Here is a 13,760-nt window from a genome sequence, read left to right as displayed (position 1 = left end):
TTCATGCTGCAATGCATTACAATCATATGACAGCAAGCCCTACCATGGCGACCGCCATTCACGAGCCCCGCGCGGCCGATCAAGTTCGTCCCCCGTCCGCCTTCCTCGCGCTGACCGAGCTGCCGCGCGCGCTCGCGGAGCTGGGATCGCTGGCCGCCGCCGTCGGTCCGCTCATGGCCGCCGCGCCGCTTGGTGACGGACACCCGGTGCTCGTACTTCCCGGCTTCATGACCGGCGACGCATCGACGGGGGTGCTCCGCCGCTTCCTGACCCGGCTGGGCTACGACGCACGGGCGTGGGACCTGGGCCGCAACCTCGGCCCCCGCGCGATCGGGCGCGAGGGCGAGCACCTTGTCGCCAAGTTGCGCGAAGTTCACCAAGAGACCGGCCGGACGGTCAGCCTCGTCGGTTGGAGCCTCGGCGGCGTCATGGCGCGGCTCGTTGCGCGACGCGCGCCCGACACGGTGCGCCAGGTGATCACGCTCGGATCACCCTTCGCAGGGTCGCCTCGCGCCACCAACGTCTGGCGATTGTACGAGGCGATGACCGGCCAGAAGATCGATGATCCGCATACGCGCGGCCAACTCGCCGAAAGCGCGGCGCCGCCGCCCGTGCCGTCGACCGCGATCTACAGCCGCGAGGACGGCGTGGTCGCATGGCAGAACTGCCGCGAGCCCGTTACGCCCACGACCGAGAATATCGAGGTGCATGGCAGCCATTGCGGGCTCGGCGTCAACCCGTCGGTGCTGTTCGCGGTCGCCGACCGGCTCGCCCAGCCCGAGGACGCCTGGACACCCTTCGAGCGGCGCGGGTTCGGCCGGATCGTATATCCGCAGGTCGGGCACGCCTGATCGGCGAGGCGGTGCGTTCGACGTCCGGACGACACACCCGGGTCGATCGGCCGAAGCAAAGATTGACACGGTTGCTCTCGTGCAGGATCAGCCCGGCCCAAGACCGTGATGGTCAAGGGGAAACGGAATGGTTCGCGCTCGAGTGGCACAGGTCATGCGTGCGGTCGCGCGGCGGATCGAAGGTGCCGCTCCCGACTTCGTCAGCCAGCTGAGCGACGATACCCGGAAGATCATCGACGCGTGCCGACCGTTCACCATGACGTCGGTCGAACGGCTGGAGGCGCTGATCGAAGCGGTGCGGTACGTCGACGCGCGGGGCATCCCGGGCGCCGTCGTGGAATGCGGTGTGTGGCGCGGCGGGAGCAGCATGGCGGCGATGCTCGCCAGCGGCGCGCCCGGCCGCGAGTTCTACCTGTACGACACGTTCGACGGCATGTCCGAGCCGACCGGCGCGGACCGCGAAAGAGGTTCCGGCGCCTCGGCCGCCGATATGCTTTCCACGGCGGATGGCGACGATCTCGTCTGGGCCAGGGCGGGGTTGGACGAGGTACGGCGCAACGTTGCGTCGACCGGGTATCCCGCCGATCTGATCCATTACGTCGCGGGGAAGGTCGAGGACACGATCCCGGGCGTGGCACCACCCCTGATCGCCGTGCTCCGCCTCGACACCGACTGGTACGAATCCACCAAGCACGAACTCGCTCAGCTTTATCCCCGCCTGCAGCCCGGCGGCGTTCTGATCATCGACGATTACGGCCACTGGGACGGCGCGCGCAAAGCCGTCGACGAGTATTTCGCGGACAGCCCGATCTTGCTGAACCGCATCGACTATACCGGGCGGGTTGCCATCAAGGCGTAAGGCGGCGGCCTGCGAGCCGCTGGGAAGGACGCAACGCCCCCTCCCAAGCGTAAGCGAGAGGGGGCGCCGGGATCGTTAGGACTGGCCGCCGCGCATGCCGCTGACGGCGTCGCGGCCGAACTGCATGATCAGCTCGCCGATCTCGCGCGCCTGCGTCATCGACCTGGTGCTCTGCTCGCGCAGGTAGTCGCCCTGGATGCGCATGACGTCCGACAGGTCCTTGGCCTGCGCGGCGCGGCGCATGGCGTCGAACGCCTCCTGCGTGTTGTTCTGGGCCTGGTCGATCATCTTGACGCCGATCTGCGAGGTGTTCTCCGCGACCTTCTGACCGCCGGCGCGCATCGCCTCGCCCGCGCGCTTGGCCGGCTCGACCACCTGTTCGCTGAAGGCTCCTTGCGCCTTTTGCGCGCCGTCGCGCATGCGATCGGCGGCGGCGCCCGCGGCGGCTCCGGCGTTCGCGCCAATCTCCCCGCCCTGCTTCTCGTTCGTCTCGGCCATCGTCGTTCTCCTCAGCGGTTAGCCGGCCTTCTTGATCTATGTGCCGGCTTGGTTTCGTTCGCTTCAACCGGCGGCGCGGCGGTTGGTTTCACGACGGCCGGACGCGTCGCCGCGAACGTCTCGCCGAGCGCACCGGCCTTCTCCGCTTCAGGTGGTCACGCGGAGCCGGTTCCGTCCCTCGGCCTTGGCGCGGTACAGCGCCTCGTCGGCCATGCGCAGGACCGTCGCGCGCGTGACGCCCGCGGCGACGGGGGCGAGCCCGACGCTGGTGGTCACGCCCAGCATCCCACCCGGCACCGGCACCGACAGGGTTTCGACCGTCCGGCGCAACCGCTCGCAGACCGCTGCGGCGTTTTGGAGGTCGGCACCGGGCAGCAGCACGCCGAACTCCTCGCCCCCGAGCCGCGCGATGAGGTCGCCGTCGCGCAGGGACCCGCGCGCGCACTGGCCGACCGCGACCAGTACGCGGTCGCCGGCGTCGTGCCCGTGCCGGTCGTTGACCAGCTTGAAATGATCGAGATCGATGATCGCCACGCAGCCGGCCTCACCGCCATCGCCGCTTCCGCCCGCGCTTTCGCCCAGCATGCGGTCGAGCGCGGTGTCGAACGCGCGTCGGTTGGCGAGCCCCGTCAACGGATCGGTCGCCGCGGCGCGCGCCAACTCGCCTTCCACGTTCTTTCGCCCTTCGATGTCGCGGATGGCGCTGACCGCGCCCACCACCCTGCCCGTCTCGTCGCGAATGCCGCGGGTGTGGATCTCGAACCAGCGCACCTCGCCCGATGCGGTGATCGCGCGGCATTCGGCGATTTCCGTGCCGTCCGGGTCCGCCAGCGCGGCCCGGTGCGCGCGCGTGACGATGTTCTGGTGTTCGGGCGTCACCAGCTCCACCGCCCGCCGCCCGACCACCGCCGCCGGCGTATACCCGCTCAGTTGCGCGATGGACGGCGAGGCGTAACCGACGACGCCGTCGAGATCGACGTTGAGGACGATGTCCGAACTGTGGTCGGCCAGTAGACGGTACCGCGCCTCGCTCTCGCGCAATCGGTCGAACACCGCGCGGCGATGCCGCAACTCGGCCGCGACCGGCAGGACGGTCAGCAACGTCACGGCGAGGTAGAACAGGAGGAACTGGGCGCGGAACGCCGAGTCCTCGTGGATCAGCATCACCGGACCCGAGCCGTAAGCGGTCAGCGTTCCGCCGACCGCGGCAATAATGAGCACGGCCGATGCAGCGCCGATCCGGCCGATGCGGAAAGTGGCCACGATCGCCGGCAGCACCGGCAGGAATAGCAGCGGCAGCGTATCCTGCGCGAATACGGCCACTGCGACGCCCGCCACGAGCCCGAGCAGTCCCGCCGCCTCCAGTCGCCGCTCACGCGACGCCGCCCGCGTCCAACGCCCGACGGCGCCCGATGCGAACAGAGCGAAGATCGGTGCCGCGGTCACGTTGCCCAGGCCATGCCCCGTGAACCAGAGCAGCATGTTCGATCCGAACGGCGTTCCGGTCGCGCTCGCGACGACCGCCGCCGCCAACGGCGCGCTCGCGCCCGGAGCCACGACCCCGACCGCCAGTACGAGCCGGGCCAGGCTGCCGAGCGAGTTCAGCGGGTCGCGCGGAAGCCGGAACCGCTCGATCAGCAGGGCCGCGATCAGGCCTTCGAGCATGTTCAGCGCCGCCAGCATCGGTGCCGCCGCCGGGCCGGCGCCGACGGTGGCAGTGGCGGTCATGCTGGCGCAGGCGCACAGCAGGAGTATGCCGAACCAGTGGCGACGCGGGGAGACGATCAGCCCGGCGATCAGTACCGAACTCGCCAACCACAACACCGCGACGCCGCCGCCGAAACGCGTCAATCCGATCGTGGCGGTCGCGACGGCCAAATACGCCGCGCCCGTCACGATCGCGGTTCGCCCGATCCTCAGCTGCACGGCGACCATTACCCCGATCTAGACCGAAGTCGGTGAAGATCGGGTTAGCCTTGTCGAACGGCGCCGGGCCGTTCAGGCCACCGTTTGCTTTTCCGCATGGTCGTGTTGATCGTTGGCGCCGATTACGCCGACCATGTGGCGATAGGACAGCTCCGTTCCCGCCCAGGCCGTGACGCCGACCAGCCCCGCCGTCAGCAGGCTGAGCGCGAACGCGGCATTGCCCGGCGATTGGTCGCCGTCGTTCCGTCGCGCCAGCAGGCTCGCGCTCGCAAGGCCGATCGCCAACGGGTTGCCATAGGCGTGGAGCCTGCCTGTCTTCTTCTCGCGCGCGCGCTTGATCGTGAAATAATCGACCGCGCCGACCGCTCCAGCCGTCAAACCGGTGACGACGCCCGCGCCGAGCAGCCACCGGGATGCGCGCGACCAGAACGGATCGGCCGTCCGCCGCGCGACCACGTCGCTCGCCACCGCGCCTGTCAGAAACGCGATCGGGTAGGGCACGATTATCGGGTGGATCGGATGTCCGCCGATCGCCGCCGTGCTCGGCACGCCGCGGATCGGATGATCGCGGTCGCCGTCGACTGGATTCACTACGTCATTGAATTTCGTGACCGCCGCCGACGCCATGGAGATGCCTTTGAAAAGAATGTCGTAGCCCGTCCAACGACGGTGCGCGGCTCGCGTTCCCCTTTTCCGTGCAACACCCCACGATCGGATGCGTTGGTTGATCATGATTCAGACGACGGCGGCGCGGCGGACCGACCCCTATCCGATCATCTCAGCTCCGGCTCGGCCGCCTTACCCCGGGATCGTCGAAGCGGTTCGCGCCCTCGCGCGCGGATGGAACCAGGCCAACGGCCCGGAGACTTTCCCCGCCGACCGGCTGGACGCGCTGAACGCGGCGGGCGCGTTGACCGGCTTTACGACGGTGCCGTCGGTCGAGGCCGTCGATACGCTGGACCGGGTGCTGCGGCTGGTCGGCGGGGCCGATCTAAGCCTCGGCCGCATTTATGAAGGGCACGTCAACGCCGCGCAGCTCGTGGACGCCTACGGCGATGACGGGCAGCGCGCCTTCCTGGCCGGGGGCCGCGTGGCGGGAGTCTGGAACACCGAACCCGCGCCGGGCATGACGATCGCGCCGGCCGGCGACGGCCGGTGGCGGCTGGGCGGAGCCAAGAGCTTCGCCACCGGCGGCGGCCACATCGACGCGGCGTTGATCACCGCCGGGCTCCCGGATGGCGGCAAGCAGTTGGTGTTGGTCGACATCGCCGACCACGCCGACCGGTCCGACAACGGCGCGTGGCGCGTGCGCGGGATGCGCGCGACCGGCAGCGGCCTGTACGATTTCGACGGGTTGATCGTCGGCCCGGACGCGCTGATCGGCGCGCCCGGGGATTACGAACGCGAACCCCGTTTCAGCGCGGGCGCGTGGCGCTTCACCGCGGTCCAACTCGGCGCGGTCGAGGCGCTGGTTCGTCACTTGCGCGACCATCTCGTCCGGACCGGCAAAGGCGACGATCCGGTCCAGCGCCGCCGCTTCGCCGACTGCGTGGTCGCGGCGCGGAGCGCGGGTATGTGGGTCCGCCGCGCCGCGCGTATGGCGGAGGCGGCGGATCCGCGCGCCGTTCCCTTCGTGCTCATGACGCGCGGCGTCGTCGAGGAGGCGGGGCTGCTCGTCATGGACGCGGCCGCGCGCGGCGTGGGTACCGCATCCTTCTTCGAAGACAGCCGGATCGACCGCATCACCCGCGATCTCGGCCTCTATCTGCGCCAACCCGCTCCCGACCAGGCGCGCGACCGGGCCGCCGCCGCCTGGCTCGACGCGGACCGCTGGGGCGACGAGCCGGGCGAGGAGCCCTGGTGGTGAGCGGACGGCGCGAGCGGTCGATCGCGCCCGACTATTTCGAACGGCTCTACCGCGAGAAGGGCGATCCCTGGGGTTTCGAGACCAGCCCCTACGAGGCCGCCAAATACGACCGCACGCTCGCCGCCCTGCCCCGCTCCAGCTACGCCGACGCGCTGGAGGTGGGATGCGCCAACGGCGTGCTGACCGCGCGGCTGGCCCCGCGCTGCGACCGGCTGCTGGCGGTCGACGTATCCCCCACCGCGCTCGCCGCCGCGCGAACGCGCTGCGCCGATCTGCCGCATGTCGCCTTCGAGCTGCGACCGATGCCCGGCGAGGCGCCCGCGGGTACGTTCGACCTGATCCTGCTGTCGGAGGTCGTTTATTACCTCGACGGCGACGACATCGCGCGGCTGGCGGCGTGGCTAACCGGCTCGGCGCGGCCGGGCGGCCACCTCCTCCTCGTCCACTGGACCGGCGAGACCGACTATCCCCGCTCCGGCGACGATGCGGTGCGCGAGCTGCTGGGGCACCTCGGCGACGCGGTCCTTGTGGTCCAAAGCGACCGACGACCGGAATACCGGCTCGATCTGTGGAGCCGCCGCTGACGCCGACCGGAGCGCGCGAATGCGGTCGCGCGCCTCGGCGATGGCGGCGGGCAGCGTGCGGAAAGTGAGCCGGTCCCCCGCGTCCGCACGCGAGGGGGCGAGTGCGGCGTCCACCCGGTACGTCTCGTGCAGCGGCGCGTCCTCGCTCTGAAGGATCCACCCGGCGACGGTATCCGCCATGCCGCCCGGCGCGCGGCCGGCGGGACGGCAGGAGGTGAATACGCGCACGTCGATCGGGTGCCTGACAAACCCGCCATGCGCGCGCACGCGGTCGAACAGCGCGCGGTCTTCGGCCACGGGCGGGAACGGTGCACCGCCGATCCGGCGATAGACGCCCATCGTCAACGCGATACTTGCCCCGCCCTCGTAATAGTGGCGCGGCCATGGATCGTGGCGTTCGGGTTCGGCCCGCGCGCGCAGCCAGTCGAGCGCGGTGTAGTAACGCCCGAGCGCGTTCAGCCGCGCGATCGCCGCCGCGCCCAGCGCCGCGCGTCCCGCACGCGCCGTGAAAGCGCGCCCCGCCACCGCGTCGATGCCCGCCGCCAGGTGCCGGGCGTTGCGCGCGATCCAGTCGGGCGCGACGGCGGTGTCGGCGTCGGTCGACAACAGCAGGTCGCCCTCGTCCCGCAACTCGGCCGCGGCCGCGTCGAACGCCAGCCGCCGCGCCCATCCCGCATGTCGCCTGCCGGCGGGCAGCGCCACCGCCGACCAGCGCAGGCGCGCATGACGCAGCCGGGTGCGCGCGAGCAAGGCGGCCGTGCCGTCCGTGCAATCATTGGCGAGCGCCACGATCGTTACCCGACCGGGATGGAACGCCGCCGCGCGGTCAAGGGCCGCCAGGCACCCGCCGATCTCGTCTTCCTCGTTCTTGACCGGCACGGCGACGGCGACGGCGGGCTCGGCGCTCAAGGAAGCGCTCGAAAGGCTTGGTCGGTGACGGTCGTCATGTGCGGTCGGCCTTTCTCGCTCCGACGTAGGTCGCTCGACCGCCGAGGCATAGTATGCGGGTGCAGGGCCCGGCGCGGTCCTTCGATCGTTGAGGGCCGATGTTCATGCTACGGGCGTCTTTCCCGACCTACGACGTCGTGATCCCATCGCACAATCGTGCCCACGTGGTCGGTGACGCGGTCGCGAGCGTCCTTGCCCAGAGCCGTCCGGCGTCCCGGATCGTGGTGGTCGACGACGCCTCGGACGACGACGGCGTGGACGTGATCCGATCTCTCGCGCGCGCGCATCCGTCGGTCGTCCCGCTCGCCCTGCCCCGCAACGGCGGCGCGTCCGCCGCGCGCAATGCCGGGATCGCGGCGTGCGGGGCGGAGTGGACCGCGTTCCTCGATAGCGACGATCTCTGGCTGCCGGACGCAGCTGCCGCCCTGCTCGGCGCGGGCGAGCGCGATGATCTCGACGTCGTGGTCGGCGACTTCGCGCGTGTCGAACGGAACGGCGCGGTCGGCCCGCGCGAGCGCGGCTGGGACGGCGGCGACATCCGCGCCGCGCTTCGGGAGCGGAACGTGCTGGGCACGAGCTGGTCGATCGTGCGCCGCCGGACGGTCCACGCGGCCGGCGGTTGGGATCCGAGCTTTCGCACCTGCGAGGACTGGCGCTTCTTCGTCGACGTCGCCGCGACGGGCGCACGCTTCGGCCGGATGGACGCGCTCGTCGCCCACTACCGCACGGCGGCGGGCGAGCGACTGATCGCCGACGACGCGGACCTCGCCGCCGGGCGGCTGCGCATGCTCGCGCATCCCTACCTCATGGCCGACGAGCCCGCGCTCACCATATAGGCGCACATGACGACCACACCTCCGCGCGCCGGCGCGCCCGTGCCCACCGGCCGCCTGTCGCGCCTTGCCCGCCTGGGCGGCATGGCGGGCGGCGTCGCCGGGTCGATGCTGGTCGACGGGGCGAAGCGGGTCGTGCGCGGCGAGCGGCCCGCGATCGGCGACCTGCTGCTCACCCCCGCCAACGCCAGGCGGGTGGCGGACCGACTTGCGAGCATGCGCGGCGCGGCGATGAAGATGGGGCAGCTCCTGTCGATGGACGCGGGCGAGCTGTTTCCGCCCGAGCTCGCCGACATCATGGCCCGCCTGCGCGCCGACGCCGATCCCATGCCCGCGCGCCAGCTCCACGGCGTGCTGGACGCGGAGTGGGGCGTGGGCTGGCGCGACCGGTTCGCGACCTGGTCCGATCGTCCGATCGCCGCCGCCTCGATCGGCCAGGTCCACCGCGCGCGCACCCGCGACGGCCGCGATCTGGCGGTCAAGGTCCAGTATCCCGGCGTCCGCGACAGCATCGACGGCGACATCGACAACCTCGCCTCCCTGCTTCGCCTGTCGCGCGTCGTTCCCGACACGTTCGACGTCGCGCCGCTGCTGGCCGAGGCCAAGCGCCAGCTGCGCGACGAGGCCGACTATCTGCTCGAGGCGGAGCACCTTACCCGCTTCGGCGCGCTGCTGGCGGGCGACCCCGCCTTCGTCGTGCCGGTGGTCCAGCCCGACCTGACCACCCCCGCCGTGCTGGCCATGTCGTTCATCGACGGCTCGCCGATCGAGACCCTGACCGCCGCGTCCCAAACCGAGCGCGACCGCGTCGTGACCTCGCTCGTCGAGCTCACCTTGCGCGAACTGTTCGAATGGAACCTGATCCAGACCGACCCGAACTTCGCGAACTTCCGCTACGATCTGCGGGCCCGAAAAATTGTGCTCCTCGATTTTGGCGCGACCCGGGCGATGGCGGCGGACGTCGCCGACGCGCACCGGGCGGTGGCGCGCGCGGCGCTGTCCGGCGACCGCGACGAGGCCCGCCGGGCGCTGCTGACGGCCCGGCTGTTCGATCCGGCCGCCCCGCCCCCCTACCGGGAAGCGGTGCTCGACATGTTCGAGCTGATCGCCGCCGCGCTTCGGAAGGACGCCGTATTCGACTTCGGCGACAACGGGCTCACGTTGGCGCTCCGCGACCGCGGCCTGGCGCTCGCGGCCGAGCGCAAGCTGTACGGCCTGCCCCCGATCGACACGCTGTTCCTGCAGCGCAAGGCGGGCGGCATGTTCCTGCTCGCCAGCCGCCTCAAGGCGCGCGTGCCGGTACGCGCCATGCTGGAGCGGCATCTCTAGTCCCGCATCGCGTCGATGAACGCGCGGAGCGCCGCGCTCATCTGCCGCCGGCTCGGATAATACAGGTAATTGGGCGCGACTCGGACCGACCAGTCGACGAGCACTTCGACCAACGTTCCGTCCGCCAACCACGCCGCCGCCTGCGGCTCCGATAGGCACGCCAGCCCTATGCTGCCGAGCGCGGCGTCGCGAGCGCGACCTCTCGCCCGTCCCGCTCAAACGGCCAGCAGTGGATCTGCCCGGACGACATGTAGCGGTAGACGAGGGACCGGTGGTCGAGCAGATCCTCCGGCAATTCCGGGCCGTCCGTCCCCGCGATATACGCCGGCCAGACGACCACGACCGTGCGGACCGGCCCGCCCAAGCGCACTGACGCGATCACCGCGAGAACGACCGGGTCGGTCCAAGTATCACGGTCCATTGCTGACTGAGGCTCATAGGCTCATGCCGCCGCGTGCTAGTGCCAATGGCGCAAACACGCCATCTTCCGTCCGACATGAACAGGAAGATGCCCATGACGCTTGACCGTTACCGCCCGCTTGGCCGCTCGGGCCTCATCGTCAGCCCGCTGGCGCTCGGCACCATGACGTTCGGTACGGGCGGCTGGGGCTCGGACGAGGCCGCCTCGCGCGCCATCTACGACGCATACGTCGGTGCGGGCGGCAACTTCATAGACACCGCCGACGTATATGCCAGCGGCGGCGGCGAGGAGATGGTCGGCGGCTTCATCGCCGACGCCAAGGCGCGCGACCGTATCGTGCTCGCGACCAAGTCGGGCTTCCCCTTCGAGCGCGGCCATCCGCATGTCGGCGGCAACGGGGCCAAGCACGTCCGCGCCGCGGTCGAGGGCTCGCTTCGGCGGCTCGGCACCGACCATATCGATCTCTACTGGGTCCATGTCTGGGATCAGGTCACTCCGGCGGAGGAACTGCTGGATACGATGGTAAATCTCGTCCGTGCTGGCCACATCCGTTATTTCGGGCTGTCGAACGTTCCCGCCTGGTACGCGACCAAGATGGCGACGCTCGCCGCCGCCCACGGCCGGCCGGGGCCGATCGCGCTCCAGTTCGAATATTCGCTTGCCGAGCGTGGGATCGAGTATGAGCACGCCGCCGTCGCGCGCGAGTTCGGCATGGGCCTGGTTCCCTGGAGCCCGCTGGCGGGCGGCTTCCTGTCGGGCAAGTACCGGCGCGAGGATGCGCGCGACGGCGAGGCGAACGCGCCCGGCCTGCCCTCGGCAGCGACCGGGGACACGCCGCCGACGGAAGGCGGTCGATTGAACGGGGCGAACCCGTTCGGCGACACCAAGTTCACCGACCGCAACTGGGATATCCTGGACGTCCTGCACGCGGTCGCGGACGAGATCGGCGCGCCGCCCGCGCAGGTCGCGCTCGCCTGGGTCGCGGGGCGGCCGGGCGTCGACTCGACGCTGATCGGCGCTAGCCGTCCCGATCAGGTGGCGGGCAACATCGCCGCGCTCGACGTCGCTCTGTCCCCGGACCAACGCGACCGGCTCGACACGGCGAGCGCCCCGCCGATGATCGCGCCGTTCAGCTTGGCGAGCCCGTTCATCCGCAAGCTCGTGTTCGGCGGAACGGACGTCGCAACGCGTTGAGCAGAATTACCGCATCAGCCCGGCGGCCCGCAACGCGTCCTCGATCACTTGGCCGACACCGCTCGTGGCGGCGGACGCCGGCGGTGCGGCCGTGTCGTTCGCCGGCATGACCTCGGGCACAAGCCGCCTACGGACCGGAGCTTCCGCAGGCTCGCGCCGCACTTCGGCGGCCGCGACCAGTCCCCAGGACCGCGCGATCTCGGCTGTGCTCGACAGCGCGACATCCAGCATGAACGGCCCGGCGACGCCCAATCGGTCTGAACCGCTCGGATCGATTGGTACGCCGTGTCCCATGCCGGCGATGCGCCGCTCCTCGACCGCGATGCGGCCGTCCGCCCCGCGCCAGGTCCGGTGCGTCCATCCTGCGCCGTGCTCGGTCGAGCAGGCAGCCGGATCGAGCCCGTGAACGCCGAGCCATTGCGCGGTCGTCGCGTCCATATTGGCGACGGCCACCGTGTGGTCCGCCGCACCGTGCCACACCGACACGCTCGGCCACGAACCGCGGTAGCCGGCCGACGCGGATCGCACGGCCTGCGCCAATTCCGTCGCATTCCCGCTCGGCGCGCGCATCGCCGCGAGCGCCTCCGGAACCCCGGATGCGCGACCATAGGGCAGCCCGCCGATGATCGCCCCGCCCGCGAACAGCTCGGGATAGGTCGCCAGCATCACCGCCGTCATCGCGCCGCCGGCGGACAAGCCGGTCACGAACACGCGCGCCCGATCGAGCGAATGCTCGGCGACCACCGCCTCCACCATGGCGGCGATCGACTCCGCCTCTCCCCCGCATCGCGCAATGTCGCCGGGCGTGAACCAGTTAAAGCAACCGTTCGGATTATTCCCGCGCGCCTGCTCGGGCAACAGGAGCGCGAAACCCTCGCGCTCCGCCAGCGTCGACCAGCCGGTCCCACGATCATAGCCCGCCGCCGTCTGCGTGCAACCATGCAGCGCCACCACCAGCGGCGCGCCCCGCTGAAGCGAGGGCGGGAGGTATAGCCGACCGCGCAGCTGTCCGGGGTTGGAAGACACGCCCGTTACCTCGGCCAAATGCGAGTCACTCATGCTCGCCGCACCAAACGTTTTGAACCCGGGTAGATCGACCATGCCGTGTCTCCAACCGCGACGTGGATGATTGCACGGTAGTAGGATCAACGAAGTAACGAGCGCATCGTTGCTGCGCTGCACAATAAAAGCCGGGACGATGTAAGTCGAGCTATTTCGACCGGCTGGGGCGGCAGGATTCGAACCTGCGGATGCCGGTACCAAAAACCGGTGCCTTACCGCTTGGCGACGCCCCATCGGCCGGGCCGCGCTTATAGCCGCCCGTCGGCCGGGGGGAAGCCCCTCACCTAAAGCCGGTGAAGCCACCCATGCGGGTCGGCCGCGACGCCGCGCTGGATCGCAAGCAACGCATCGCGGAGCGCGGTCGTGACCGGCCCCGCCCGGCCGCCGCCGATCGTAAAGCGGCCCTGGGCGTCCTGCACCTCGCCGATCGTCGTCACTACGGCCGCGGTTCCGCAGGCGAACGCCTCGGCCAGCCGGCCGCTCGTCGCGTCGGCGCGCCATTGATCGACGGCGTACCGCTCCTCGCGCACTGCGACTCCCAGATCGCGCGCAATCGTCAGCAGCGAGTCGCGCGTGATGCCCGGCAGGATGGTGCCCGTCAGCGGCGGCGTCGCGACCGATCCGTCGTCGAACACGAAGAACAGATTCATGCCGCCTAATTCCTCAACCCAGCGGCGCTCAACCGCGTCGAGGAACACCACCTGATCGCAGCCCTGCGCGATTGCCTCCTTCTGCGCGAGCAGGCTGGCCGCGTAGTTGCCGCCGCATTTGGCCGCGCCCGTGCCGCCCGGCGCGGCGCGGGTGTGGTCGGGGCTGACCCAGCACGATATCGCGCGCTCCCCGCCCTTCCAGTACGCGCCCACCGTCGAGGCGATGACCATGAACAGATATTCGGTCGAGGGCTTCACCCCCAAAAACACTTCGCTCGCGATCTGGAACGGCCGCAGATATAGCGACCCCTCCACGCCCGAAGCGGGCACCCAGTCGCGGTCGATCGCCACCAACCGCTCGATCGCCTCAACGAAAAGCGCCTCGGGCAGCTCGGGCATCGCCATGCGACTGGCGGAGTCGCGGAAACGGCGCGCGTTCGCAGTCGGCCGAAATAGCGCCGTGCCGCCGTCCGCCAGCCGGTACGCCTTCATCCCTTCGAAGATCTCCTGCGCGTAATGAAACACCGACGAGGCGGGATCCATCACCAGCGGCGCGCGCGCGGCGATGTGCGCGTCATGCCAGCCGTCCGCCTCCGACCAGCGAATCACCGCCATATGGTCGGTGAACACCCGTCCGAACCCCGGATCGGCCATGCGCGCCAACCGCTCGGCGACGGCGATCGGCTGGGCGGACGGACGGACATCGAAGAAGGGCGGCAAGGCGGAGCACTCACGGAG

The 13,760-nt window shown here is 70.5% G+C and carries 14 protein-coding genes, 1 tRNA gene and 1 pseudogene; 7 read left to right on the top strand and 9 right to left on the bottom strand.

From position 1 onward, the window contains the following. Window positions 1-26: 26 nt before the first annotated feature. Window positions 27-851: an esterase/lipase family protein gene (locus ACFE7F_RS03950; RefSeq protein WP_375402539.1), complete on the top strand. Its 825-nt coding sequence runs from the start codon at window positions 27-29 to the stop codon at window positions 849-851. A gap of 142 nt (window positions 852-993) precedes the next feature. Continuing rightward, on the top strand, window positions 994-1,710 hold the full coding sequence (locus ACFE7F_RS03945) for a TylF/MycF/NovP-related O-methyltransferase (protein WP_375402538.1): 717 nt from the start codon (window positions 994-996) through the stop codon (window positions 1,708-1,710). Window positions 1,711-1,785: 75 nt separating this feature from the next. On the opposite strand, the gene ACFE7F_RS03940 is transcribed toward ACFE7F_RS03945, so the two are convergent. From ACFE7F_RS03940 to ACFE7F_RS03930, 3 genes are all read right to left on the bottom strand, one after another. After that, on the bottom strand, window positions 1,786-2,208 hold the full coding sequence (locus ACFE7F_RS03940; protein WP_375402537.1) for a phasin family protein: 423 nt from the start codon (window positions 2,206-2,208) through the stop codon (window positions 1,786-1,788). 147 nt (window positions 2,209-2,355) lie between these two features. Continuing rightward, the gene (locus ACFE7F_RS03935; protein ID WP_375402536.1) at window positions 2,356-4,143 is read right to left on the bottom strand and encodes a diguanylate cyclase; all 1,788 of its coding nucleotides are present in this window, start codon (window positions 4,141-4,143) and stop codon (window positions 2,356-2,358) included. 63 nt (window positions 4,144-4,206) lie between these two features. Then, window positions 4,207-4,761 carry a DUF2231 domain-containing protein gene (locus ACFE7F_RS03930; protein ID WP_375402535.1) on the bottom strand — a complete coding sequence of 185 codons (555 nt, stop codon included), beginning with the start codon at window positions 4,759-4,761 and terminating at the stop codon, window positions 4,207-4,209. Between the two features lie 88 nt (window positions 4,762-4,849). Between ACFE7F_RS03930 and ACFE7F_RS03925 the strand changes: the two genes are divergently transcribed. Together ACFE7F_RS03925 and ACFE7F_RS03920 are read left to right on the top strand one after the other, a co-directional pair. Continuing rightward, window positions 4,850-6,001 carry an acyl-CoA dehydrogenase family protein gene (locus ACFE7F_RS03925; RefSeq protein ID WP_375402534.1) on the top strand — a complete coding sequence of 384 codons (1,152 nt, stop codon included), beginning with the start codon at window positions 4,850-4,852 and terminating at the stop codon, window positions 5,999-6,001. After that, window positions 5,998-6,585 (top strand): class I SAM-dependent DNA methyltransferase, encoded by a 588-nt coding sequence (locus tag ACFE7F_RS03920; protein WP_375402533.1) that lies wholly within the window; start codon window positions 5,998-6,000, stop codon window positions 6,583-6,585. Before ACFE7F_RS03925 ends, ACFE7F_RS03920 begins: the two co-directional genes overlap by 4 nt. Window positions 6,586-7,101: 516 nt before the next feature. Here the strand turns inward: ACFE7F_RS03920 and ACFE7F_RS03915 are convergent. Beyond that, window positions 7,102-7,464, bottom strand: a pseudogene (locus tag ACFE7F_RS03915) (glycosyltransferase); the annotation flags it as partial. A gap of 173 nt (window positions 7,465-7,637) precedes the next feature. Between ACFE7F_RS03915 and ACFE7F_RS03910 the strand changes: the two are divergent. Together ACFE7F_RS03910 and ACFE7F_RS03905 are read left to right on the top strand one after the other, a co-directional pair. After that, a complete protein-coding gene (locus tag ACFE7F_RS03910) occupies window positions 7,638-8,369 on the top strand; it encodes a glycosyltransferase family 2 protein (protein WP_375402532.1) in 732 nt (243 codons plus the stop codon). A gap of 6 nt (window positions 8,370-8,375) precedes the next feature. Next, window positions 8,376-9,695 (top strand): ABC1 kinase family protein, encoded by a 1,320-nt coding sequence (locus tag ACFE7F_RS03905; protein ID WP_375402531.1) that lies wholly within the window; start codon window positions 8,376-8,378, stop codon window positions 9,693-9,695. Here ACFE7F_RS03905 and ACFE7F_RS03900 read toward each other — a convergent pair. Together ACFE7F_RS03900 and ACFE7F_RS03895 are read right to left on the bottom strand one after the other, a co-directional pair. Beyond that, window positions 9,692-9,859: a LysR substrate-binding domain-containing protein gene (locus tag ACFE7F_RS03900; protein WP_375402578.1), complete on the bottom strand. Its 168-nt coding sequence runs from the start codon at window positions 9,857-9,859 to the stop codon at window positions 9,692-9,694. The two genes, ACFE7F_RS03905 and ACFE7F_RS03900, sit on opposite strands and share 4 nt — an antisense overlap. A gap of 2 nt (window positions 9,860-9,861) precedes the next feature. After that, entirely contained in the window at window positions 9,862-10,116 is a 255-nt protein-coding gene (locus tag ACFE7F_RS03895; RefSeq protein WP_375402530.1) for a hypothetical protein, read from the bottom strand. A 93-nt stretch (window positions 10,117-10,209) separates the two neighbouring features. On the opposite strand from ACFE7F_RS03895, the gene ACFE7F_RS03890 reads away from it, so the two are divergent. Next, complete coding sequence (locus ACFE7F_RS03890; RefSeq protein ID WP_375402529.1) at window positions 10,210-11,310, top strand: aldo/keto reductase; 1,101 nt, start codon at window positions 10,210-10,212, stop codon at window positions 11,308-11,310. Window positions 11,311-11,316: 6 nt separating this feature from the next. On the opposite strand, the gene ACFE7F_RS03885 is transcribed toward ACFE7F_RS03890, so the two are convergent. From ACFE7F_RS03885 to ACFE7F_RS03875, 3 genes are all read right to left on the bottom strand, one after another. Further along, window positions 11,317-12,411: an alpha/beta hydrolase family esterase gene (locus tag ACFE7F_RS03885; protein WP_375402528.1), complete on the bottom strand. Its 1,095-nt coding sequence runs from the start codon at window positions 12,409-12,411 to the stop codon at window positions 11,317-11,319. Window positions 12,412-12,533: 122 nt separating this feature from the next. Next, window positions 12,534-12,605, bottom strand: a tRNA-Gln gene (locus ACFE7F_RS03880). Between the two features lie 51 nt (window positions 12,606-12,656). Next, window positions 12,657-13,742 carry a branched-chain amino acid aminotransferase gene (locus ACFE7F_RS03875; protein ID WP_375402527.1) on the bottom strand — a complete coding sequence of 362 codons (1,086 nt, stop codon included), beginning with the start codon at window positions 13,740-13,742 and terminating at the stop codon, window positions 12,657-12,659. Window positions 13,743-13,760: the final 18 nt, after the last annotated feature.

Source organism: uncultured Sphingomonas sp. (assembly GCF_964235535.1).
Classification (GTDB): domain Bacteria; phylum Pseudomonadota; class Alphaproteobacteria; order Sphingomonadales; family Sphingomonadaceae; genus Sphingomonas.
The sequence above is the reverse complement of the archived record's forward strand: the minus strand, read 5'-3'. Positions and strand labels throughout refer to the sequence as shown.

Coding starts and splice junctions, on each gene's coding strand:
- ACFE7F_RS03950 (WP_375402539.1), top strand. CDS start 27: ATGACAGCAAGCCCTACCATGGCGACCGCCATTCACGAGCCCCGCGCG.
- ACFE7F_RS03940 (WP_375402537.1), bottom strand. CDS start 2,208: ATGGCCGAGACGAACGAGAAGCAGGGCGGGGAGATTGGCGCGAACGCC.
- ACFE7F_RS03935 (WP_375402536.1), bottom strand. CDS start 4,143: ATGGTCGCCGTGCAGCTGAGGATCGGGCGAACCGCGATCGTGACGGGC.
- ACFE7F_RS03930 (WP_375402535.1), bottom strand. CDS start 4,761: ATGGCGTCGGCGGCGGTCACGAAATTCAATGACGTAGTGAATCCAGTC.
- ACFE7F_RS03925 (WP_375402534.1), top strand. CDS start 4,850: ATGCGTTGGTTGATCATGATTCAGACGACGGCGGCGCGGCGGACCGAC.
- ACFE7F_RS03910 (WP_375402532.1), top strand. CDS start 7,638: ATGCTACGGGCGTCTTTCCCGACCTACGACGTCGTGATCCCATCGCAC.
- ACFE7F_RS03905 (WP_375402531.1), top strand. CDS start 8,376: ATGACGACCACACCTCCGCGCGCCGGCGCGCCCGTGCCCACCGGCCGC.
- ACFE7F_RS03895 (WP_375402530.1), bottom strand. CDS start 10,116: ATGGACCGTGATACTTGGACCGACCCGGTCGTTCTCGCGGTGATCGCG.
- ACFE7F_RS03890 (WP_375402529.1), top strand. CDS start 10,210: ATGACGCTTGACCGTTACCGCCCGCTTGGCCGCTCGGGCCTCATCGTC.
- ACFE7F_RS03885 (WP_375402528.1), bottom strand. CDS start 12,411: ATGGTCGATCTACCCGGGTTCAAAACGTTTGGTGCGGCGAGCATGAGT.